Origin of the sequence: Streptomyces sp. NPDC058459 (assembly GCF_042721685.1) — a bacterium.
In the GTDB taxonomy this organism is placed as follows: domain Bacteria; phylum Actinomycetota; class Actinomycetes; order Streptomycetales; family Streptomycetaceae; genus Streptomyces.
On the sequence record NZ_JBHXLV010000070.1, the window covers coordinates 1 to 21,217 of the forward strand.

Consider the following 21,217-nt stretch of genomic DNA (forward strand, 5'->3'; position numbering starts at 1 on the left):
GGGGTCGGCCGGGGCACTGCGTACGAGCGGGTCGGTCAGCGGCTGCCCAGCAGCAGGTGGAGTTCCCGCTCCTGGTCGCCGGAGGCCGCCGCGGTCTCCTGGACGGTGAACATCTCGTCCAGCGCCGCCCGGAACCGGTCGACCGCCCAGTACCCGCCCTGCACATCCGCCTGGACGGAGGAGCTGAGCCTGGCGGGTGGGCAGTTCCCGGTGTGGGCGTCCGCGATGTCGTACGTACCGAGCCACACCATCGGGCGCGACTCGTCCTGCTGCCGCGGGGCGTCGCCCGCGTCACGGTCCGACGCGAAGCAGGCGCTCAGCGTGTCGAAGACCACCCGCGCGTCGTCCGGTGAACACCCGCTGATCTCCACCGAGACGCTTTCCGGGCGCGATGCCTCCGTGTTCGTCATGTCCGCTCCTTTCGTGGCCGTGCGCATGCCTCGGGTACCCCGGCCCGCGCCGGCCATCCCCCCGGAACGGACCGGTCCCCCGGGGTCAGCTCCGGGCGAACCTGTACGTCTTGCTGTCCGTGATCGCGCAGAACCCCGGCGAGATGACGATCACCCGCAGGACGCCGCTGCGCCGGTCGTAGTCGATGCCCTCGGTCTCGAAGCTGCCCGAGCAGGAACTGCGCAGCGGCACCTGGCGCAGGGCCGTGACGTGACCGGAGACGTTCGAGGTGCCGTTCGGCGCCGCCGACAGGTCGATCTGGAGGAGCGGCTTGGTGACGCCGAACAGCGAGCCCTCCGGGTCGTCGGAGGAGCAGAGCAGCGTGGTGGGCCCGGAGAAGTCGCAGCCCTGCACATCGCGCACCGGGCGGTCCAGGGTGACCTCGGAGGCCAGCTTCAGGTCTGCCGACGGCGAGGTGGCCGGGTTGACGCCGGGGGTGGGGAAGACCAGCAGGCGGTTCATGGTGCCCCACTCGCCGGAGAGCATCCACTGTCCGTCCGGCGAGATCGCGGACCAGGAGTTGTTCATGGCCTCGCCGGGGGCGAGCGTGTGCACGTACTCCGACCAGGCACCGCCGGGCGCCTGCACCCGGTACATCTTGGAGTTGCCCGAGTCCCGCTGGTAGGGCTCGATGTAGTAGCCGTTGTACGAGGCGTCGGGGTCGCCGACGTGGTTCCAGCCCCGGCTGGAGACACCGACCGGGATGGTGCCGACGCCGGTGTAGCGGTTGCGGCTGTTCGCCGGGACCTCGACGGAGGTCAGGCCCTGGCTCTCGGTCAGCGGGTCGGCGCGGTCGGAACCGGTCTCGGTCCAGGTGTCCGCCGCCGAGGCGGGGGCCGCACCGCCCAGGGACACGGCGGCGGCGGTGGCCAGGGTGACCAGTCCGGCGAATAAGGCGTGGTGGCGCTTTCGGGCAGGGGCGGGCATGGGCCGACTCCTCGGTGAGGGGGGATGAGGGTGAGGGGCGTGATGGGGGGTGATGGGGGGTGATGGGGGGTGATGGGAGTGGGGACACTGGGGACACTCGGTCGGCGGACAGTCTGGTCCGCCCGCGTAGGCATGTACAGGCCAATCAGGGAAGTTGACGGTGAACTCTGCCGGCCCGGTGGATGACGTCCGCCACCCGTGTGCACGTGGCCGGCGGTGCCGGAGAGTACGCCGTAGGCCGGAGTGAGAGATGGTGGACGCGGAGCGTTGTTCGGACCGGCGCCTCGGCGAGCCGGGTGTGGGCGCGGTACAACAAGGGGAGTCGGCACGGGGGACGGCGTGCCGTGCGGACGGGCGAAGGCGGTGCGTGGCATGAGTGCAGCCGAGACTCAGGCGGCCGGGAACGGCGAGCCCGAGCGCGGGCCGGTGCGGCCCGGTGGGCTGCTGGACATGCTGGGCGTGGCCTCCGTGGTGCTGGACGCCCGGGGCCGCATCGTGCTGTGGAGCCCGCAGGCCGAGGAGCTGTTCGGGTACTCCGCCGAGGAGGCGCTCGGCCGGTACGCGGCCCGGCTGATGGTGCACGAACGGCATATCGGACTGGTCGGTCAGCTGTTCGAGGACGTGATGCGTACCGGGCAGAGCTGGGCGGGCGGCTTCCCCATCCGCCGCAAGGACGGCACCACCCGACTGGTGGAGTTCCGCAACATGCGTCTGCTGGACGACCGGGGCGACGTGTACGCGCTCGGCCTGGCCGCCGACCAGTCGACGGTACGGCGGCTGGAGCACGACGTGGCGCTGTCCGAGCGGATGGTGCACCAGTCCCCGATGGGGCTCGCCGTCCTGGACACCGCGCTGCGGTTCGTCTCGGTCAACCCGGCACTGGAGCGGCTCAGCGGGGTACCGGCCGAGCGGCACGAGGGGCGCACACCGCGCGAGGTGCTGCCGCTGCTGGACGCCGACAAGGTGGAGGAGGCGCTGCGGGAGGTGCTGACGGCTGGGGACCCGGTGATCGACCGGACCGTGGTGGGCCGTACCCCGGCCGACCCGGACGCCGAGCACACCTGGTCGATGTCCCTGTACCGCCTGGACGACTCGCTCGGCAATGTGCTCGGCGTCGCGCTGTCGCTGACCGACATCACCGAGCAGCACCGGGCGGCGGTGGAGGCGGAGAACGCGCGGCGCCGGCTCGCCCTGATCGCGGACGCCTCCGCCCGGATCGGTACGACGCTGGAGCTGGAGCGCACCGCCTGCGAACTGGCCGAGGTCGCCGTTCCCGCGCTGGCCGACGTGGCCGCCGTCGACCTGCTGGACGCGGTGGTCGAGGGCCGGCGCAGCACACTCGGACCGTCCGAACCGGCCGTGCTCCGGGCCTTCGCCGTACGCCCGGACGACGACGGCGACGCCCTGCAGGCGGCCGACCGGCCCGGCGGGAGCGCCTGGTACGGCCCGGAGCGCCTGGTCACCGAGTGCGTGCGCACGGCCGAGGCGGTGCACGTGTCCCGGGTCAAGGACGCGGACCTTCCGCGCATCGCCCGTTCGCCCGAGGCCGCCGTCCTGCTGAGCCAAGCCGGGCTGCACTCGTACCTGGCCGTGCCCCTGATCGCGCGCGGCGAGGTGCTGGGCGCGCTGGATCTCAAGCGCACCCGCAATCCGGCGCCCTTCGACGAGGACGACGTGCTGCTGGCGCGGGAGCTGGCGGCGCGCGCCGCCGTGCAGATCGACAACGCCCGCTGGTACCAGAACGCCCGCAGTACCGCGCTGACCCTCCAGCGCAGCCTGCTGCCGAGCCATCCGCCGGTGACGGCGGGGCTGGAGGTGGCGTCCCGGTACCAGCCCGCGGGGTCCACCAGCGAGGTCGGCGGTGACTGGTTCGACGTCATTCCGCTGGACGGCGACAAGACGGCGCTGGTCGTCGGCGACGTGATGGGCAGCGGGATCAGCGCGGCCGCCACGATGGGCCTGCTGCGCACCGCGACCACCACCCTGGCCTCGCTCGACCTCGACCCGTCACTGCTGCTGGAGCAGCTGGACAGGGCCACGGCGGCGACGGAGCACTCCATCGCCACCTGTGTGTACGCCGTACACGATCCCCGGCAGCGCCGGTGTCTGATCGCCAACGCCGGGCACCTGCCGCCGGTCCGGATACGGCCGGGCCGGCCGCCTGAGCTGCTGGACCTGCCCACGGGTGTGCCTTTGGGGGTGGGCGGGGTGGAGTTCGCCACCGTGACCGTCGACTTCGAGCCCGGTGACGGGCTTGTGCTGTACACCGACGGTCTGGTGGAGACCCGCAGTCACTCGCTGGACGAGCGCCTGGACCGGCTGCTGCACCTGCTCGCCGACACCCCGGACCGTCCGCTGGAGGAGATCTGCGAGCAGCTCCTGGACACCCTGTACCAGCCCGACAACCAGGACGACGTGGCCGTGCTCATCGCGCGGGCCCGTGACGTGGTGTAGGCCGGGTGGCCGGACGGGACGGTGGGAGGGACGGTGGGAGGGAGGGGGACCGGGTCACCGCACTCCGATCACCACATGTGCGTCCCACTCATGTGAGACGGCCACCTGCGCGGCCAGCCCGGCCCGGGTGAAGACGTCGGTGGCGGCGGTCGCCTGGCGTGCGCTGGTCTCGGAGAGCAGGCAGCCGCCGGGGGCCAGCCACTCGGCCGCTCCGGCGGCCACCCGGCGCAGGACGTCGAGTCCGTCCGGTCCGCCGTCGAGCGCGGTCGCGGGTTCGTGGTCGCGGGCCTCGGCGGGGAGCAGGGGGACCTCAGCGGTGGGCACATAGGGAACGTTGGCGGTCAGGATGCCGACACGGCCGCGCAGCCCGGCGGGGAGCGCCGCGTAGAGGTCGCCGGTGTGGGCGCGGCCCCGGTGGGGGGCGAGGTTACGGCGGGCGCAGCGTACGGCGGCCGGGTCGATGTCGGCGGCGTGCACCTCGGCGCCGTCGAGCGCGACGGCGAGGGCCGCGCCGAGGGCGCCGGAGCCGCAGCACAGGTCCACTACGACGCGTGCGTGCGGGGCGAGGGCCAGGGCCTGGTCGACGAGGAACTCGGTGCGGCGGCGGGGTACGAACACGCCGGGTTGGACGGTGACGCGCAGTCCGTGGAACTCGGCCCAGCCGAGGACGTGTTCGAGCGGGATGCCCGAGGCGCGGCGCCGCGCCATCGCGGTGGCCTCGTCGGCGGTACGGGCGGTGGCGAGGATCAGCCGGGCCTCTTCCTCGGCGAAGACACAGCCGGCGGCGCGCAGTGCGGCCACGAGACGGGAGGAGGAAGCCGGGTCGGTGAGCGGGGAGGGTGATGCGGGCATGGCGGCCATAAGAGCCTGGAGCCTTTCGGGGACCTGGGGCCTCAAGGCGCTCTCGCGGTCACCGTCGCGTCGGTCCGGGCCGTCACACGGCACGGGCGCGAGGAGAGAGCACCCTGGCTGACACAGCGTTGATGGGTCTCACCTCCTCGGTCGCCGGCCGCGCACTCCGCGCGACCGGACAGCCACCATACCGTGCGGGGTCGCAGAGCGCGGCAGGTTCCGGGCGCGATGGGGCTCTCCTGGCGTGGTGGGGCTCCTGGCGTGGCGGGTTCACGGCGTGGCGGGTTCCTGGTGTGGTCGGTGGCCGCGTGTCCGCCGGGGCTCAGACGGCCACGGTCTCCTCTGCCTCCTCCTCGGCGGCACGCTCCTCCTGAGCCTCGCGCCCGGCCTCGGCGACCGAGGTGCCAGGCAGCTCGTCCGGGGTGCGGCGGGCGGGGCCCTCCCACAGCGCGGTGATCCCGGTGACGGCGATGCCGACGACGAGCCGAGCCACAAGGGTCCACACGTGGCGGGCGATGCCGTCGTCGCCGAAGTACAGCAGCGAGCGGACGCCCTCCACGAACCCGGCGCCGTTCCAGAAGGCGTGCAGGAGTCGTTCGGACGGTTCGGAGTAGCTCCGGGGTCCGCGACGGAGCCCCTATGGCGAAGGTGTTCTCATGACCAAGGTGTTCTCATGACGGCGGCGGAGTCGGCCGTCGAGACGATCCAGCGGGAGATGACGGCGTTCGCGCGCCGGGCCCGCGCCTCGGCGGGGCGTATGCACCCGGAGCTGTCGCTGGTGTCGTACACGCTGCTCGGGCATCTGGAGGAGCGCGACGGCTGCCGGGCGACCGATCTGGCCTCGCACTACGCACTGGACAAGTCGACGGTGAGCCGTCAGGTCGGCGCGCTGGAGCGGGCCGGGCTGATCGAGCGGCGGCTCGCCCCGGACGACCACCGCGTACAGGTGCTGCATCTGACCGACGCGGGCCGGGAGATCCTGGCCCAGGTCACCCGGAGCCGCCGGGCCGCCTTCCGGGAACGGCTCGACGACTGGCCGGAGGACGACCTGGTCCGCTTCGCGGCATACCTGGAGCGGTACAACGCGGGGGCGGTCGGCGGCACCGAGTAGACCGCCCGCCGCTACGCGTGGGGCACCCGGACTCCGAAGAACCGCGTGTCCAGCCGGTGCCGGAAGCCGAGGGACTCATAGAGGCGGATGGCGCCGGTGTTGCCCGCGCCGGTGTGCAGGAACGGGCGCTCGCCGCGTTCGCGGATGCCGTGCGCCACGGCGAGGATCAGCCGGGTGGCCAGCCCCTCGCCCCGGAAGGCCGGGTCGGTGCAGACCGCGCTGATCTCGGTCCAGCCCGGTGGGTGCAGCCGCTCTCCCGCCATGGCGATCAGCGCGCCGTCGCGCCGGATGCCGAGGTAGGTGCCCATCTCGATGGTGCGCGGCATGAACGGGCCGGGCCGGGTGCGTTCGACGAGGTCCAGCATCTCGGGCACGTCGGCCGGGCCGAGCGGCACCGCCTCCGGGTCGGGCGCGGCCGTCACGCCGTCGTCCGCCAGCTGCACGCCGGCCACGTCGAAGGTGATCTCCCAGCCCTCCGGCACCCGGCCCCGGTGGCCGAGCAGCGGCACCTCGGCGCCGGGACCCGCCATCGCGGCGATGTCCGCCCAGTCGGCGGCCCCGGGATCGTCGGGCAGCGCCAGCCAGGGCGAGACCTCGACCGGGTACCGGAGCACCCGGCCGTACCGCTCGGCCAAGTGGGCGTGCGGGCCGGTGAGGGAGGCGCGGGCGGCGTTGTCGAGCGGGTGCGGGACCGTCGTCCCGGCGGGGCCCGGTCCGGCGCCGGCCTCCCGTCCGTCGTACCGCGTGGAGACGTACGCCTCGGGCATCCTGATGTCCTCGCTTCCCTCGTCCTTCACCGGCGCGGCGGCGCGTCGGCACTCCCCCCAATCGCGGCGGGGGGACGGCTATTCCCGATGCCGTCCGCGGTGTGGCCGGCCGCGCCCACCAGGTACCGGCCAGGGCGGGGCGGGTGGGGCGGCGGCGTACGGTTGGTCTATGAACGTCACCCGAGGCTTCACGGGCCGTCGGCGCGTCTCCCGTCCCGGGCTGCCTCCGGGGCAGTACGACGCGGGCGACGACTGGCCCGTCCTGTCCGCCGAGGTCACCCCGGCCCTCGCCCCCGCCGACTGGACCTTCCGCGTCGACGGGCTGGTGGACCGGCCGCACACCTGGAACTGGGACGAGGCGCACGCCCTGCCCGGCTCGGCGTACGAGGGTGACATCCACTGTGTGACCGGCTGGTCCAAGTTCGGCATGCGCTTCGGCGGGGTCTCGCTGGACGCGTTCCTCGCCATGGCGCGGCCGCATGCGTCCGCCACCCATGTGCTCGCCCGCTCCCACACCGGGTACACGGCGAACCTGCCGCTCGCCGATCTCACCGGCGGCCGGGCCTGGATCGCCTGGGACCACGACGGCGTGCCGCTGGCCCCGGAGCACGGCGGACCGGCCCGGCTGATCGTGCCGCACCTGTACTTCTGGAAGAGCGTGAAGTGGATCGCGGGCCTGACCCTCCTCGACCACGACGAGCCGGGCTTCTGGGAGACCAACGGCTACCACGAGCGGGGCAACCCGTGGGAGGAACAGCGGTACCGAGGTGACTGAGCGGGCGTACGAGATCCTGGCGGCGCCCGAGACCGCGCCCGCCGCTCCCCCGGTCCGGTTCGCGGTGCCCGGCCGGATCGCGGTGAGCGAGCAGGTGGCGGCGGCGTGGCAGACGGCCACCCTGACCGAGATCCGGCGGGAGACACCGCGTGCCTCGACGTTCCGGCTCGCGGTGCCGGAGTGGGCGGGGCATCTGCCGGGTCAGCATCTGATGCTGCGGCTGACCGCCGGGGACGGGTACGTGGCTCAGCGCCACTATTCCATCGCCTCAGCGCCGGACGACTCCGGGCACATCGAGCTGACCTTGGACCGCGTTCCCGACGGCGAGGTCTCGGGCTGGTTCCACACGGTGGCCCGGCCCGGTGACCGGATCGAGGTGCGCGGTCCGCTGAGCGGCTTCTTCGCCTGGCCGGGAGACCGTCCGGCGCTGCTGCTCGGGGCCGGTTCCGGGATCGTCCCGCTGATGTCGATGGTCCGGCACCACCGCGCCCGGGGTCTGCCGGTGCCGCTGCGGATGCTGGTGTCGGCGCGCTGCCCGGAGGAGCTGATCTACGCCGGTGAGCTGGGCGCGGAGACGACCGCCGTGTTCACCCGCAGCGCCCCGGCCGGTGTGCCGGTGGGCCGTATGTCGGCCGCACATGTGGCGCCACTCCTGGCCGAGCAGCCGCCCGGTGGGTGGGAAGCCTATGTGTGCGGCTCCAACAGCTTCGCCGAACATGCCTCACGTCTCCTCGTCGCGGCCGGTCAGCCGGCGGACCGCATCCGCATCGAACGCTTCGGCTGAGCCGATCAGCCGCTCAGCCGCTCAGCCGACGGCAGTTCGTCGCGCGCCGGGTGCGCGAGGCCGGGTCCCGCGGGCACGGCTACCGCACCGGGATCCGCTGGACGGAGCCGGGGCGGGAGCCGCGTACCGCCGTCGCCCACGTTCCGGCCGGGACGGGCGCCGGTGACGCGGTCACCGTCTGGTTCGACGGCCGGGGCCGCCCGGTGGCACCGCCGCCGCCTACCCGCGCCGTGCCGTGCCGTCACCAGCCGGGCCCGCGGGCTGCCGTCGGCACGCCGCCCGAACTCCGGCAGTGGCCGCAGCTCGACGGTGAACCCGGCCAGCTCCAGTTCCCGGCGGACGTCGCCGAGGCGGAAGGCGCGGTAGTACATGACGAACGGGGGCCGCCACACGGCGTTGCGCACCCGCATCACCGCGTCGAAGCCGAGCAGCATCCAGTACGCGGGGTTCGACGGCCGGGGCGGCGCGAGCACGGGGAAGGCGAACCGTCCGCCCGGCCGCAGCGCCGAGTGGACCTGGGCGAAGAGGCCGGGCAGTTCCCGTGGCAGGAAGTGCCCGGACGCGCCGAAGCTGACGACGAGGTCGAAGGCGGCCGTGAAGGGCAGCGCGCGGGCGTCCGCCCGTACCAGCGCGGCCTGTCGGCCCTGTCCGCGCCGGGCCACGTCGAGCATGCCCGCGCTGAAGTCGACCCCCGTGACACTCCGGCGGCACAGCCGGTCCAGCATCGGCAGCCCGGCTCCGGTGCCGCAGCACAGGTCGAGCCCGTCCGCGAAGGGGCCGAGCGGCTCGAGCGCCTTCGCCACCGCGTCCAGCACCGCGCCGGGTGTCCGGAACGGTGTGTGGTCGAACTTGGGCGCGAGCAGGTCGTAACCCCGCTCGACGGACGACAGCGCCTGCATGGCCAGTTCACGCGTGGTGGGGCCCTCGGGACTGAACATGGCTCCAGCGTAGGGCGTGAGGGCGCGGGGTCAGGGCCGGGCGAGGAAGTCGGCGGCGACCGGCATGAACCACTCCGGGTCGTCGAGCCGGGGGTAGTGCCCCGCCCCGGGCTGGACGACGAGCCGCGCGTCGGGGAAGAGTTCCGCGAAGTCGGCGATGACCTCGGGCGGGCTGTTCAGGCCGGTCTCCCCCGTGAGCAGCAGCACGGGCACGGTGACCTCGGTGAGCGCCGCGCGGGTGGCGGGCGGATCGAAGGCGCCCTCCTCGCCCAAGCGGGTGACGGCTTCCATGTCGGCCGGCCGGCTCGCGGCGTGGTGCTGCTGGCCGTGGTGTTTCAACGGCCGTAGAAGAGGGGGCTGATGGCGTCCCAGTCCGTGCCGGTGCCACCCACGGCGCCCGCGGAGTGGCCGAGCAGGTCGATCCGGTCCAGGCCGAGGTGGACGTGGAGGGCCTCGATGCCGGCGACGAGGCGGTCGCGGCGGTAGGAGGCGGGGTCGTCGGGGATGGCGGACCGGCCGGTGCCGCGCAGGTCGGGGGCGGCCAGCCGCCGGTGCCCGGAGAGGCCGCCGAAGTCGCCCGGACAGCGGGAGTCCGAGGGGCCGCCGGGCACGCGGACGATGGGGTCACCGTTTCCTTCGCCATGGACGCGATAGGCCAGCCGGGTGCCGTCGGGCGCGGAGTAGGTCGGCATGGCCGGGAGTCTGCGCCTGGGCACCCGCTGCGGCGGCAGCCCTTCAGCCCTTCAGCCCTTCAGCCCTTCAGCCCTTCAGCCGGTCCAGCGTGTTCCGGGTGTCCGTCTTCAGCCAGTCCGAAACCGCGTCGATCTTCGGCGGGTCCTTGTCGGAGTCGTACGAGGAGAGGTAGGCGCTGTAGCTCATCGTGTACGTGACCCAGCCGTCGCGGACGGCCAGGGTGGCGTAGCGGGAGCCGCTGGACGTGCCGCTGGTGGTGTCGCGGCTCACGAGGTACGCCTCGTCACCGATGTCCTCGACCGGATCGACGTCATAGCCGGTGTGGCTGTCCGCGTAGTTCTTCCAGGTGGCGGTGAACTCGGGCCCCGGGTCGGTCTTCCTGTGCAGGTCCAGCTGGATGGCGAGGTAGGCGTCGGCGTAGGAGGAGCCGGACTTCTTCAGGCTCGCGCTGCAGTAACTCTCGTTCAGAGCCGTGTCCTTGAGGGAACTGTGGGTCGGCGCGGAGTCGGCGGCGGTGTACTCGTCCTTGAACGAGGTGTAGTCAGCGCGGGAGCAGAGGTCGGAGGGGGCCGCGTAGCCACGCAGGTCCGCCGCTCCCGCCGCGGCGCCGGTCAGGAAGACACCGGCCGCCCAGGCGACGGAGGCCACGACAGCTCCGACGACGGCCCACAGCACCGCCCGTCCGGCGGTGCCGCCCCCGGCGGCCGTGGGCGGCACCGGCGGCAGGCCGTATTGCGGGGGCTGGGCGTAGGGGTTGCCCGGCTGGGGGCCGCTCGGCATCGGGGGCGGCAGGAAGGGGCCTGGCGGCGGCGACTGCGGGCTCGGCGGCGGGGACTGCGGGCTCGGGTAGGGGTACGCGGTCGGCTGGGGCGGGACCGAAGGCGGATGCGCGGGCGGTCCGGGCTGCGGCGGCCGGTCGGCCGGCTGCGCGGGCTGCTGCGGTGGCGTGGACATGTCGTGACGATAGGGCACAGTTGGCGTCCAAGTACCCCGCTCGACCGGGATCGTTACCGCATCCGGACATGGGTTGTGAGGGCGGGGCACCCGCGCCGCCACACCATGTCGTCCCGTCATGCGTCGGGGGACGCGAAGGTGTGCTCAGCCCGCGCACAGCGGCCACTCACAGAGCACCGCCGAGCGGCCCCCAAGTGCGGCATCCGGGTTGCTCCGTTAGGCCGTCCGGCGCGGACAACTCGCCGCACCGGGCCCAGCTTCCTACGTTGATCATATGAGCACCGGATTCTCACGTCGGGCGACCGTTTCCGTCTGTTCCCTGTGCGTGGCGGGAGCGCTGGCCCTCGCGCCCGTGGCCGCCGCGACCGGAGGCGGCGGGGAACCAGCGCCGCCCGCACCACGGGCGGCCGTCCCCCAGCCGTCCCTGCTCTACGGTTCCGGAGTCCAGGTGCGCCGGCGCGCCGGCGCCCCCGATACGCCCCGGCTCTCGGCGCTGTCCTGGCTGGTGGCCGACGCCGACAGCGGTGATGTGCTGGCCGCCGACGGCGCGCACCGCAAGCTGCCGCCCGCGAGCACCCTGAAGACCCTGTTCGCGCTGACCGTGCTGCCGACGCTGCCCGCGACCCGGCAGCACAAGGTGAGTTACCAGGAACTGGCCGACGTGGGCGAGGGCAGCAGCCTCGTCGGTGTGGAGGAGGGCCACACCTACCAGGTCGCCGACCTGTGGCGCGGAGTGTTCCTCAGCTCGGGCAACGACGCCGTGCACGTGCTCGCGGCCCTGGACGGCGGGGTGGACACGACCGTCGCCCGGATGCGGACCAAGGCGCGCGCGCTGGGCGCGATGGACACCCATGTCATCTCCCCCGACGGCTACGACGCCCCCGGCCAGGTCTCCTCGGCCTTCGACCTGGCGGTGTTCGGCCGGGCGGGGCTGCACAACCCCGACTTCGCCCGGTACTGCTCCACCGCGCAGGCCCAGTTCCCCGGCGACGGCTGGCCGTTCGCCATCGAGAACACCAACCGGCTGCTGACCGGTGAGGACGGGGTCGCTCGGTATCCGGGGATCATCGGCATCAAGAACGGTTACACCAGCAACGCGGGCAACACTCTCGTCGCCGCCGCCCGCAGGGGAGGCCGCACGCTGGTCGTCACGGTGATGAACCCTCAGGAGGGCGGCGGGCTCGCCGTGTACGAGGAGGCACGCCAGCTGCTGGACTGGGGCTTCGCCGCCGCCGGACGGGTGGACCCGGTGGGCTCGCTGGACGGACTGCGTACCACTCCGGAGCCCACGCACTCCGCCGTCCCCGTCGCCGCGGCCACCTCCCCGGCACCGGACGACGACACCGACTGGACGCGGACCGCGACCGTCGCCGGGATCGTCGTCCTCGGCGCGGCGGGCGTGACCCTGGCACTGCGGGGCAAGGGCGGCCGGAACACCGGGACCCGGGCCTGACCGCGCGCACCCGGTCGACCAGCTCAGACGCAGGGCGCCAACGGCGCCGGCTCCAGCTCCCGTACGGTACGCACCGCTCCCACCGGCCTGCCGCCGCCCAGCAGAGGCGCGCCCGCGAAGTCGGTGAGGAGGGCCGGGTCGACCCCGGCGTGAGCGAGGGCAGCGGCGGCGACGGGCACACGGGCCCGGTCCGCGCCGTCCGCGATCTTCACGGCGACGGCGCGGCCGTCGGGCAGCGCGGCCACCTGGACGCCCTCGAAGCCGTCCTTGGCGAGCAGACCGGGCACCGCCCGCATCAGCGCGGCCACGTCACGCCGGGCCCCTGAGGCCATCTCGGCGTGCCCGCGCATCGCGTCCGCCACCCGTGCCTCGGGTGTGCCGGGGGCGGCGGTGGTGATGCGGGCGAGGGCGCGGGCGAGTCCGTGCAGGGAGACGGCGAACAGGGGTGCGCCGCAGCCGTCGACGCTGACATGGGCGACCCGCTGCCCCGTGAGGTCCTCGACGGTCTCGGCGATGGCCCGCTGGAGGGGGTGGGCCGGGTCCAGGTAGTCGTCCGGGGACCAGCCGTTGAGCCCCGCGGTCCAGAGCATGGCGGCGTGCTTGCCGGAGCAGTTCTGGGCGAGCCGCGAGGGACCCCGGCCGTCGCGGACCCAGGCGTCGCGGACGACGGGGTCGTACGGCATGTCGGGGGTGTTGCGCAGGTCGGCCTCGGTGAGTCCGGCGAGTTCGAGGATGCGCCGGGTGCCGTCGAGGTGGCGTTCCTCGCCGGAGTGGCTTGCGGCGGCCAGCGAGAGCAGACCGCCGTCGAGAGGCAGCCCGGCCCGCAGCATGGCGACGGCCTGGACGGGCTTGAGCGCGGAGCGCGGGTAGAAGGCGGCCTCGGTGTCGCCGAGCTGGAGCCGCACCCGGCCGTCGGCGTCGAGGACGACGACTGAGCCGTGGTGGACGCCTTCGACGACCCCGCCGCGCACCAGGTGGGCGACGGGGGTGTGGCGGGGTTCGCGGACGACGGGGGCGTCGGGAGGGGAGCTGTCGCGCATCACTGCCTGCGTCACGGGGTCGGGGGTGGCCTGGGCGCGGGTCACGCGCCGGCTCCGGTGGTCCGGGGTCCGCCCGGTACGGGGAGCGCCGGGGATGTGGTGGCGCCCGCGGTGCGGACGATACGGGTGAGGGTCGTGGCGACCCGGTCGAGATGGTGGGTCATGGCCGCGACGGCGTCGGGTTCGGAGCCCGCGGCGAGCGCGTCCACGATGGCGCGGTGTTCGCGGTCGGACTGCTCGCGGCGGCCGCCCAGCTCGGTGAGGAACGCCGACTGGCGGGCCAGGGCGTCGCGGATCTCCTCGATCACCTTGCGGAAGACGGGGTTGCGCGCGGCCTCCGCGACGGCGAGGTGGAAGAGGGTGTCCATGGCGACCCAGGCGGTGGTGTCCGTCTCCTGTTCCATGCGGTCCAGGAGCAGGTTCAGCCGGACCAGATCCTCGGGGGTGTGGCGCCGGGCGGCGTACCCCGCGACCGGGACCTCGATGTGGCGGCGCGCCTCCAGCAGGTCGCTGGCCGCGTAGTCGCCGAACGTGGGGTCGTCCACGGCGTCGGCCACGACGAAGGTGCCCTTGCCGGTACGGGAGACCGTGAGCCCCATGGTGTGCAGAGCCCGCAGCGCCTCGCGCACGACGGGCCGGGAGACCTCCAGGGCGCGGCACAGCTCGGCCTCGGAGGGCAGCTTGGCGCCGATCGCGTACTCGCCGCGCTCGATGGCGCCGCGGAGGTGGCCGAGGACCGCTTCCATGGCGCTTACGCGTCGGGGGGCCGGGCCACCTGTCTGGCTGTCTGACAGGTTCACAGAGCGATGGTGCGGGCCGAGGCCAGAGCCTGTCAAGGCGTGACGAGCCCGGACGCGCCCGGTACGCGGACAGGGTGCGGACGCCCGGCGGTCCGGACGCCCGCACCCGGTGCGGCGGGGGGCTTGCCTCAGTTGCTGAGCGTGCCGGTGGCGAGCAGGCCGATCAGGGCCACACCGACGACGATCCGGTAGATCACAAAGGCGTTGAACGAGTGCTTGGCGACGAACTTCAGCAGCCACGCGATGGAGGCGTAGGCGACGACGAAGGAGACGGCGGTGCCGACCACCAGCGGGGCGGCGCCGACGCCGGCGCCGAGGGCGTCCTTCAGCTCGTAGACCCCGGCGCCGGTGAGGGCGGGGATGCCGAGGAAGAAGGAGAGGCGGGTGGCGGCGACACGGTCGAGGTCGAGGATGAGCGCCGTCGACATGGTGGCGCCGGAGCGGGAGAAGCCCGGGAAGAGCAGCGCGAGGATCTGCGAGCAGCCGACCAGCATCGCGTCCTTGAAGGAGGTGTCGTCCTCGCCGCGCTTGTGCCGCCCCATCTGGTCCGCTGCCCACATGACGCCGGAGCCCGCGATCAGGGAGCCCGCGACCACCCAGAGGGAGGCGAGCGGGCCGTCGATCAGCGGCTTGGCGGCCAGTCCGACGACGACGATCGGGACGGTGGCAGCGATCACCCACCAGGCGAACTTGTAGTCGTGCCGGTAGCGCTGCTCGGGGTTGAACAGCCCCTGGAACCACGCGGTGACGATCCGCCTGATGTCCTTGAAGAAGTACACGAGCACGGCCGCGATGGCGCCGACCTGGATGACCGCGGAGAACCCGACCACGGACTTGTCGTCCACGGGGATGTCCATGAGCCCCTCGGCGATCTTCAGGTGGCCGGTGGAGGACACCGGGAGGAACTCGGTCACCCCCTCCACTACTCCGAGGACGACGGCCTGACCGACAGAGATGGCGCTCATGGAATCCAGTTCTGGGGGGAGAGGGGGTCGACGGCGGTGCGGACACGTCCAGCCGCGCCCGTACGGCACCGGCGCGGACAGCTCCGGAGCGCGCCCGCGCGTACGGCAGCGTAGAGGCACCGCGGGTGCGGGACAGCACGGGGCCACGCGCCCCCTGGGCGAAAGCCGGGTCACTCACAACGACTTCTTACCGTCGGTGTCCGTATTGCCCCGGGACGGGAAGGTCACCAGTTCTTCTCGAAGAGCTGCGCCACCTCGGCGATACGGGCCTCGTCCCGGCGGTAGTACGTGCGCAGCAGCCGGCGACGGGTGCGGAGCAGGCCGAGGCGGGCGAGGAGGTCGAGATGGGCGGCGGCGGTGCGGCGGTGGACGCCGAGCCGGGCGGCGACGGTACGCGCGGTGACGCCGCCGTCGAGGGGGTCGAGGCTCGCCGGGGGGAAGTGGGCCGCCGGGTGCTTGAGCCACTCCAGGACGGTCTGCCGCACACGGCCGGAGGGAGTCCCCATCATGCGTCCGCCTCCCTCCCCCGGGCCCCTCGGGTGCCGTGGCCCCACTGTGGCCCAGGCGGCGGGGGCGCGTCCGGCTCTCGGTGCGTGTTGTCCGGTACCTGACGGCGGAGCGAGGCGCGGCCCGTCGCGGAGCGGGACGTCCGGCGGGGCGGGGTACGGCCGGAGGGCCGGCGCCCCCCGTACGGCGGCTTGCGCCCGTACTAGTTGCACAGTCAACGATTGGCTGGATCGGTGCTACGGTGCGGGTATGGCAGTGAAGACGGGCGAGGGTGCCCGGCTCGAAGAGCGTTGGCGGGACATCCTCGCGGTGCACGCGCGCACCATGTGCGAGATAGACCGAGCCCTGCATCCGCACGGACTGGGCGCCAGCGACTTCGAGGTGCTGGACATCCTGGCCGCGGAGAACCCCACCGAGGGTGACCACTGCCGGGTGCAGAACCTGGTGGGCCGGGTCCACCTCAGCCAGTCCGCGCTCTCCCGGCTGATCGGACGGCTGGAGAAGGAGGGCCTGGTGCAGCGTTCGGTGTGCGCGGAGGACCGGCGCGGGGTGTGGGTGAGCCTCACCCGCAAGGGCCGCGAGCTGCACGCCGAGGTGCTGCCGCTTCAACGGGGCGTACTGGAGCGGATGCTGACGGAGTCGGCGGACTGACGTCCGGCCCGCACATCGGCTCGGCCCACACCCCCGGACACAGCCGTATGGCGAAGCCGCCCATGTGCGACTCCGCCATATACGAGGCGGCTCAGCGCGCCAGGAGTGTCCGCACGCCCTGTGAGGTGAGTGTCAGCCCGTGCTCCGAGCTGCCGTCGATCGTGAGCGAGAGCTCGTCCTCCGGCCACTGGGCGGCGAGTGCGCCGAGCTGGATCAGCCGGTAGCGGGACACGGAGGGCAGTAGCCCGGCCATCTCCATCTCCGAGGTGAACACCGGAACCACCTGCTCGCCGCCGGGCTGCTCGAGAACCGGCAGGGCGACCATCGTGGAATCGGCGCCCTCCGCGTCCACCGCCTCGTCGGGCATCGGGACGAGCACATCGCTGTGCGCGAGGGTCTCAAGGGCTGCCTGGTCGTCGGTGTTAACGGTCAGCACGTCCAGCGCCTGCTGGGCGGGCGTCGGGGTCGGGTGGTCGTCGTGTGCGGGTGTCTCCATGGCACATCCCCAGGTAGTGCGGTCGTACGGGCTCGCGCCGGGCCGGGACCCGAGCGCGCTCCCGGCCGCGTACCCATCCGGGCCGGGAGCATGCGCACGGGTGTCCCGCGGGCCGGAGCCCCTGCCGCACCGCGTGTCGGCGACGGCGGGCGGCCCGGGGTACGGCCCTCACGCGCCGTACATCCCGGGGGCCGGGGCGGGGCTCGGCGGGAGTGTCTCCTGTGCGCGCACCCGGCCTCGGCTCAGCAGCAGGGTGCCGAGGAAGGTGAGGGTCAGGGCGACGAGGACACCCAGGTCGGCGTTGGCCCACGCGCCGGACCGGCCGCCGAGGCCGAGCGGGCCGAGGAGGTAGCCCTGCCAGTTCAGCCAGACCGCGGCGGTGTTGGTGACCAGGCCCCAGCCGGCCGCGGTGGCGCCGACGGTGAGGACGAGGGGCAGGACGGGGGCGTCGCCGTAGCGGCCGGCGGGGCGGAACAGGTCGCCCTCGTCGTAGTCGCGGTGGCGCAGGGCCATGTCGGCGAGCATCACGCCGCACCAGGCGCCGATGGGGACGCCGAGGGTGGTGAGGAAGCCCATGAACTCGCCGAGGAAGGCGCCGCCGTAGAACACGATGTAGACGGAGCCGGCGATCATCAGGACACCGTCGACGAGCGCGGCCAGATAGCGGGGCACGCGCAGTCCGGCGGAGAGCAGGGCGAGGGCGGAGGAGTAGATGTCCAGCACCGCGCCGCCGACCAGGCCGAGCACGGCGACCACGGCGAAGGGGACGAGGAACCAGGTCGGCAGGATGGTGGTGAGCGCGCCGATGGGGTCGGCGGCGATGGCCCGGCTCAGCGGGACGGAGGACCCGGCGAGCAGCAGTCCGAAGACGAGCAGGAGCAGCGGGGCGGCGGAGGCGCCGAGCGTGGTCCAGCCGATGACCCCCCGGCTGGAGGAGGAGCGCGGGAGGTAACGGGAGTAGTCGGCGGCGGCGTTGACCCAGCCGAGTCCGAAGCCCGTGATCATGAACACCAGCGCGCCGACGAACTGCTGCGGGGAGCCCGCCGGGATGGCGCTGACGACGGCCCAGTCGACCTGGTCGGCGACGAGGCCGACGTAGATCAGGGTGAGCACGGCGGTGATGACGGTGATCACGGTCTGCAGGCGCATGATCAGGTCGAAGCCCACGACGCCGCCCACCACGGTGAGCGCGGCGACGACGAGCAGGGCGACGGCTTTGGTCTCGGTGCCGCCGCCCCAGCCGAGGCGGCTGAAGACGGTAGCGGTGGCGAGGGTGGCGAGGGTGGCGAGCACGGTCTCCCAGCCGACCGTGAGCATCCACGAGATCGCGGAGGGCAGCCGGTTGCCGCGTACTCCGTAGGCGGCACGGCTGAGCACCATGGTGGGCACGGAGCCGCGTTTCCCGGCGACGGCGATGAGGCCGCAGAGCGTGAACGAGGCGACGATGCCCAGGACTCCGGCGGCGAGGGCCTGCCAGAAGGAGATGCCGAAACCGAGGGCGAAGGCGCCGTAGCTGAGGCCGAGGACGCTGACGTTGGCGCCGAACCAGGGCCAGAAGAGGATGCTCGGGGTGCCTTTGCGGTCCGGGTCCCCGATGACGTCGAGGCCGTGGGTCTCCAGCTGGATCTGGCGGCCGTCGGCTCCGCTGTCGTGAGGGTGCTGCGGCTGCGTCATCGGCGACCTACCTGTCCTGACGTGTCGCGTCCAAGCTAGGCGGGTGGGTGCGGGGGTGCAAGGAACGACCCGGCGTCAGCCGGCGGACCCGACCGAGGTGTCGGACGGCAGGCGGTCAGCGGCCCTCCCCGATGACAGTGGGTGAGGTTAACCTGAGAATGTTGCCGGCATCCGGTCGGCAACGCGGCGGCCCCGGGTCGTACGCACGGCGCGGGCTCTGCCAGGGAGGCAGCGTTGTCGACACCCCTCTTCTCCTCGGTCATCCGCACCGCCGGCCAGGACCGGCACACCGAGGCCGAGCAGGCGCCGTTCATGAGCGGTCTGCTCGGCGGCCGGTTCGGGGTGGACGCCTTCACCAGGTACACCGGGCAACTCCTCTTCGTCTACCGCGCGCTGGAGGAGTCCGCCGGCCCTCTGGAGGGCGATCCGGTCGCCGGGCCGTTCCTCCGCCCGGAGCTGCGGCGGGTGGCCGAGCTGGAGCGCGACCTGCGGCACCTCTCCGGAGCGCACTGGCGCGACCGGGTGACCCCGCTGCCCGCGACGGAGCGGTACGCGGCCCGCATACGCGAGGTCGCCCACACCTGGCCGGCCGGCTACGTGGCCCACCACTACACCCGCTACCTGGGCGATCTGTCCGGCGGTCAGGTGATACGTCGCACGGCGGAGCGGACCTGGGGCCTGGAGAACAAGGGCGACGGCGTCCGCTTCTACGTCTTCGAGGGCATCGACAACCCGGCCGCCTTCAAACGCCGGTACCGCGAGCGGCTCGACGCGCTGCCGCTGGACGAGTTGGAGAAGCGGCGCGTGGTGGAGGAGTGCCGGTCGGCCTTCGCGCTGAACAACGCGGTCTTCACCGACCTCGGCACCCTCTTCCCGGCCAGCGCCTGACATCCCTCGCACCGGGACCGGGGCATCGAGGCCGTGGCCCTTGGCGGATACCCGGTTCAGCGGGCCAGCAGCCCGTTGATCTGGTCGTGGACCGCCGTGCGGGCGGCCGGGACATCGGCGAGGAGCGTCGGTTCGAGTGCCGACAGCGGCTCCTCGGGGTCGGTGCCGCACTCGGTGCTCTCGCTGATGACCTCGTACCCGTCGCGGACGGCGATGTTCAGCCGGTGGCGGCCCTCGCCGAGGGCGTGCAGGGCGGAGGCGACGACGAGGGGCGGCGGTCCGCCCGGGGCGCTCTCGTGCTTGCGGTAGCCGCTGGCGACAGGGGTGCGCCAGCGCAGGCTGAGCAGGACGGGGCTCTTGGCGACGACCTCGGCCAGGTCGGTGTCGTACACACCGGTGGAGGTCAGAACCGTGGCACGGGTGTCCAGGACGAGGGCCGCAGGGAGGAGGCAGCGCAGGGTGCTGCCCGCTATGTTGCCGCCGACGGTGGCCGCGCGGCGGACCGCACCGGTGCCGACCGCGCCCGCCGCGCGTCGCAGCACCTCGGGAACGCGGTCGTCGATCCGGTTGAGGACGACGGCGCCGCCCAGTTCCTCGCGGCCGAGGACATTGGCCTCCGGCAGTTCGCGCAGCGACATGGCCTGGGCCGGGAACCCGTCGCGCTGCCAGCCGGCCCAGACCAGGGTGGCGCCGCCCACGGGGACGGCTCCCTCGGCCAGGTAGTCCCGCGCTTCGGAAACGGACGTGGGCAGACGCAGCAGCACAGTGGCCAACCTGCCTTCCTCGGGGGGTCCGGCGAGCGGCCGCCTCCGCGGCCAGGGGCATTCTCGCCGCCCTCTGAGGGGCGCGTACAGGGCACATGGCCGCGCGCCCTGTACGCCCCTCAGCGCCCCCTGCCGCACCCTGAGAACGGGCTCCGGGCCGCCGCACCGGTATGTGACGGCCCGAAGGTCCGGCGAGGCGCTGCCGGCTCAGCGCCGGGTGCGGACCAGCAGGTTGAGGAGGTACGGCGTGCCGATGGCCGAGGTCGTCGGACCGGCGCCGAGCCGCGTGGGAGCGATGACGTCAGGTCGGCCTGCCTCGGTGAGACTTATCAGGGCAGACGCGCCACTCCGGCGTAGATCGCGCTCTGCTCGGCCGCCGGGGCGTCGTCGCCCCTGAACCACTCCGGGGCCGTGACGAGGCCGGGCTCGACCAGCTCCAGCCCCTCGAAGAAGCGCTGGACGCCCGCCCGGTCGCGGAACCCGAGCCGGATGCCGCCCTTGGCGTACTCCGCCGTGACCTGCGCCGACAGTTCCGGGAAGATGTCGGAGGAGGCGTGCGAGAGGACCAGGTAGCTGCCCGAGGGGAGGGTGGCGAGCAGGTTGGAGACGAGCCCGTAGGGGTCCTGGTCGTCGTTGATGAAGTGCATCAGGGCGATCAGGGACAGGGCGATGGGCCGGTCGAAGTCGAGGGTCTGCCGGGCGTTCTTGATGATGGTGGCCGGGTCGCGGACATCGGCCTCCACGTACTGCGTGGCACCCTCGGGGCGGCCGACCAGCAGCGCCTCCGCGTGCCGCAGCACGATCGGGTCGTTGTCGGTGTAGACGATCCGGGCGGTCGGCACGATCCGCTGGACGATCTGGTGCAGGTTCGGCTCGGTGGGTATGCCGGTGCCGATGTCGAGGAACTGGTCGACGCCCTGCGCGGCGAGCCAGGCGACCGCGCGGTTCATGAAGGCGCGGTTCTGCCGGGCGCCGACGGCCGCCTCGGGAGGCAGCCGCTTCCCCACGGCCTCGTCCACGGGATAGTTGTCCTTGCCGCCGAGCAGCCAGTCGTACACCCGCGCCGGGTGAGCCGTGCTGGTGTCGATCTGCCGGGGGCCGGGGGTGCCGGTGGTCATAGGCGGACTCCGTCATGATTCTGGCCGGTGCGAACACAGACGATCATCGAGTGGTGGTCGCCATTCTGCATGCCTGGCAAGGGAGTTGACCAGGCAGGGGGGCGTACGGAGCCACGCCGGGAGCCGAACGCGGTGGGCGTACGGAGCCCGCCGGGA

At 73.2% G+C, this 21,217-nt stretch carries 21 protein-coding genes and 2 pseudogenes; 7 read left to right on the forward strand and 16 right to left on the reverse strand.

Features of this window, described 5'->3' with window-relative positions:
* Positions 1–35 precede the first annotated feature (35 nt).
* Together ACFWN1_RS15615 and ACFWN1_RS15620 are read right to left on the reverse strand one after the other, a co-directional pair.
* The gene (locus ACFWN1_RS15615) at positions 36–410 is read right to left on the reverse strand and encodes a hypothetical protein (protein WP_384361885.1); all 375 of its coding nucleotides are present in this window, start codon (positions 408–410) and stop codon (positions 36–38) included.
* An 85-nt stretch (positions 411–495) separates the two neighbouring features.
* Positions 496–1,377, reverse strand: a complete 882-nt coding sequence (locus ACFWN1_RS15620) for a hypothetical protein (RefSeq protein WP_384361887.1) — start codon at positions 1,375–1,377, stop codon at positions 496–498.
* A gap of 372 nt (positions 1,378–1,749) precedes the next feature.
* Here ACFWN1_RS15620 and ACFWN1_RS15625 point away from each other — a divergent pair, with 372 nt between their 5' ends.
* A complete protein-coding gene (locus ACFWN1_RS15625; RefSeq protein ID WP_384361890.1) occupies positions 1,750–3,831 on the forward strand; it encodes a SpoIIE family protein phosphatase in 2,082 nt (693 codons plus the stop codon).
* Between the two features lie 54 nt (positions 3,832–3,885).
* Here the strand turns inward: ACFWN1_RS15625 and ACFWN1_RS15630 are convergent, their stop codons facing one another.
* Together ACFWN1_RS15630 and ACFWN1_RS15635 are read right to left on the reverse strand one after the other, a co-directional pair.
* Complete coding sequence (locus ACFWN1_RS15630; RefSeq protein WP_384361892.1) at positions 3,886–4,683, reverse strand: putative protein N(5)-glutamine methyltransferase; 798 nt, start codon at positions 4,681–4,683, stop codon at positions 3,886–3,888.
* 322 nt (positions 4,684–5,005) lie between these two features.
* Complete coding sequence (locus ACFWN1_RS15635; RefSeq protein WP_384361894.1) at positions 5,006–5,242, reverse strand: hypothetical protein; 237 nt, start codon at positions 5,240–5,242, stop codon at positions 5,006–5,008.
* Between the two features lie 114 nt (positions 5,243–5,356).
* Between ACFWN1_RS15635 and ACFWN1_RS15640 the strand changes: the two genes are divergently transcribed.
* Positions 5,357–5,794, forward strand: coding sequence for a MarR family winged helix-turn-helix transcriptional regulator (locus ACFWN1_RS15640; protein ID WP_384361897.1), 438 nt, complete (start codon positions 5,357–5,359; stop codon positions 5,792–5,794).
* A gap of 11 nt (positions 5,795–5,805) precedes the next feature.
* Here ACFWN1_RS15640 and ACFWN1_RS15645 read toward each other — a convergent pair whose 3' ends face one another.
* A complete protein-coding gene (locus tag ACFWN1_RS15645) occupies positions 5,806–6,561 on the reverse strand; it encodes a GNAT family N-acetyltransferase (protein ID WP_384361899.1) in 756 nt (251 codons plus the stop codon).
* Positions 6,562–6,730: 169 nt separating this feature from the next.
* Here ACFWN1_RS15645 and ACFWN1_RS15650 point away from each other — a divergent pair, with 169 nt between their 5' ends.
* Positions 6,731–7,336 carry a sulfite oxidase-like oxidoreductase gene (locus ACFWN1_RS15650; protein WP_384361902.1) on the forward strand — a complete coding sequence of 202 codons (606 nt, stop codon included), beginning with the start codon at positions 6,731–6,733 and terminating at the stop codon, positions 7,334–7,336.
* Between the two features lie 64 nt (positions 7,337–7,400).
* Positions 7,401–8,120: a ferredoxin reductase gene (locus tag ACFWN1_RS15655; RefSeq protein ID WP_384361944.1), complete on the forward strand. Its 720-nt coding sequence runs from the start codon at positions 7,401–7,403 to the stop codon at positions 8,118–8,120.
* A 233-nt stretch (positions 8,121–8,353) separates the two neighbouring features.
* On the opposite strand, the pseudogene ACFWN1_RS15660 reads toward ACFWN1_RS15655, so the two are convergent.
* The 3 genes and pseudogenes from ACFWN1_RS15660 to ACFWN1_RS15670 form a co-directional block, all read right to left on the reverse strand.
* Positions 8,354–9,058 (reverse strand): annotated as a pseudogene (locus ACFWN1_RS15660) (class I SAM-dependent DNA methyltransferase); the annotation flags it as partial.
* A gap of 30 nt (positions 9,059–9,088) precedes the next feature.
* Positions 9,089–9,750: pseudogene (locus tag ACFWN1_RS15665) on the reverse strand (alpha/beta fold hydrolase).
* Between the two features lie 67 nt (positions 9,751–9,817).
* Positions 9,818–10,705 carry a hypothetical protein gene (locus ACFWN1_RS15670; protein WP_384361905.1) on the reverse strand — a complete coding sequence of 296 codons (888 nt, stop codon included), beginning with the start codon at positions 10,703–10,705 and terminating at the stop codon, positions 9,818–9,820.
* Between the two features lie 274 nt (positions 10,706–10,979).
* Here ACFWN1_RS15670 and ACFWN1_RS15675 point away from each other — a divergent pair, with 274 nt between their 5' ends.
* Positions 10,980–12,158, forward strand: coding sequence for a D-alanyl-D-alanine carboxypeptidase family protein (locus ACFWN1_RS15675; RefSeq protein WP_384361908.1), 1,179 nt, complete (start codon positions 10,980–10,982; stop codon positions 12,156–12,158).
* Positions 12,159–12,181: 23 nt separating this feature from the next.
* Here the strand turns inward: ACFWN1_RS15675 and ACFWN1_RS15680 are convergent, their stop codons facing one another.
* The 4 genes from ACFWN1_RS15680 to ACFWN1_RS15695 form a co-directional block, all read right to left on the reverse strand.
* Positions 12,182–13,198 (reverse strand): asparaginase, encoded by a 1,017-nt coding sequence (locus ACFWN1_RS15680; RefSeq protein ID WP_384361946.1) that lies wholly within the window; start codon positions 13,196–13,198, stop codon positions 12,182–12,184.
* A 41-nt stretch (positions 13,199–13,239) separates the two neighbouring features.
* A complete protein-coding gene (locus ACFWN1_RS15685) occupies positions 13,240–13,998 on the reverse strand; it encodes a FadR/GntR family transcriptional regulator (protein ID WP_384361911.1) in 759 nt (252 codons plus the stop codon).
* Between the two features lie 128 nt (positions 13,999–14,126).
* Positions 14,127–14,963 (reverse strand): undecaprenyl-diphosphate phosphatase, encoded by an 837-nt coding sequence (locus ACFWN1_RS15690; protein WP_384361914.1) that lies wholly within the window; start codon positions 14,961–14,963, stop codon positions 14,127–14,129.
* Between the two features lie 224 nt (positions 14,964–15,187).
* Entirely contained in the window at positions 15,188–15,472 is a 285-nt protein-coding gene (locus tag ACFWN1_RS15695) for an ArsR family transcriptional regulator (RefSeq protein ID WP_384361917.1), read from the reverse strand.
* Between the two features lie 247 nt (positions 15,473–15,719).
* Between ACFWN1_RS15695 and ACFWN1_RS15700 the strand changes: the two genes are divergently transcribed.
* Positions 15,720–16,121: a MarR family winged helix-turn-helix transcriptional regulator gene (locus tag ACFWN1_RS15700; protein ID WP_384361920.1), complete on the forward strand. Its 402-nt coding sequence runs from the start codon at positions 15,720–15,722 to the stop codon at positions 16,119–16,121.
* A 91-nt stretch (positions 16,122–16,212) separates the two neighbouring features.
* Here the strand turns inward: ACFWN1_RS15700 and ACFWN1_RS15705 are convergent, their stop codons facing one another.
* Both ACFWN1_RS15705 and ACFWN1_RS15710 read right to left on the reverse strand, forming a co-directional pair.
* Positions 16,213–16,617 (reverse strand): SseB family protein, encoded by a 405-nt coding sequence (locus ACFWN1_RS15705; RefSeq protein ID WP_384361923.1) that lies wholly within the window; start codon positions 16,615–16,617, stop codon positions 16,213–16,215.
* Positions 16,618–16,785: 168 nt separating this feature from the next.
* Complete coding sequence (locus ACFWN1_RS15710) at positions 16,786–18,291, reverse strand: purine-cytosine permease family protein (RefSeq protein WP_384361927.1); 1,506 nt, start codon at positions 18,289–18,291, stop codon at positions 16,786–16,788.
* A gap of 234 nt (positions 18,292–18,525) precedes the next feature.
* Here ACFWN1_RS15710 and ACFWN1_RS15715 point away from each other — a divergent pair, with 234 nt between their 5' ends.
* A complete protein-coding gene (locus ACFWN1_RS15715; protein ID WP_384361929.1) occupies positions 18,526–19,179 on the forward strand; it encodes a heme oxygenase (biliverdin-producing) in 654 nt (217 codons plus the stop codon).
* Positions 19,180–19,235: 56 nt separating this feature from the next.
* On the opposite strand, the gene ACFWN1_RS15720 is transcribed toward ACFWN1_RS15715, so the two are convergent.
* A complete protein-coding gene (locus tag ACFWN1_RS15720) occupies positions 19,236–19,943 on the reverse strand; it encodes an FAD binding domain-containing protein (protein WP_384361949.1) in 708 nt (235 codons plus the stop codon).
* 329 nt (positions 19,944–20,272) lie between these two features.
* Complete coding sequence (locus ACFWN1_RS15725) at positions 20,273–21,061, reverse strand: SAM-dependent methyltransferase (protein ID WP_384361932.1); 789 nt, start codon at positions 21,059–21,061, stop codon at positions 20,273–20,275.
* Between the last annotated feature and the right edge of the window lie 156 nt (positions 21,062–21,217).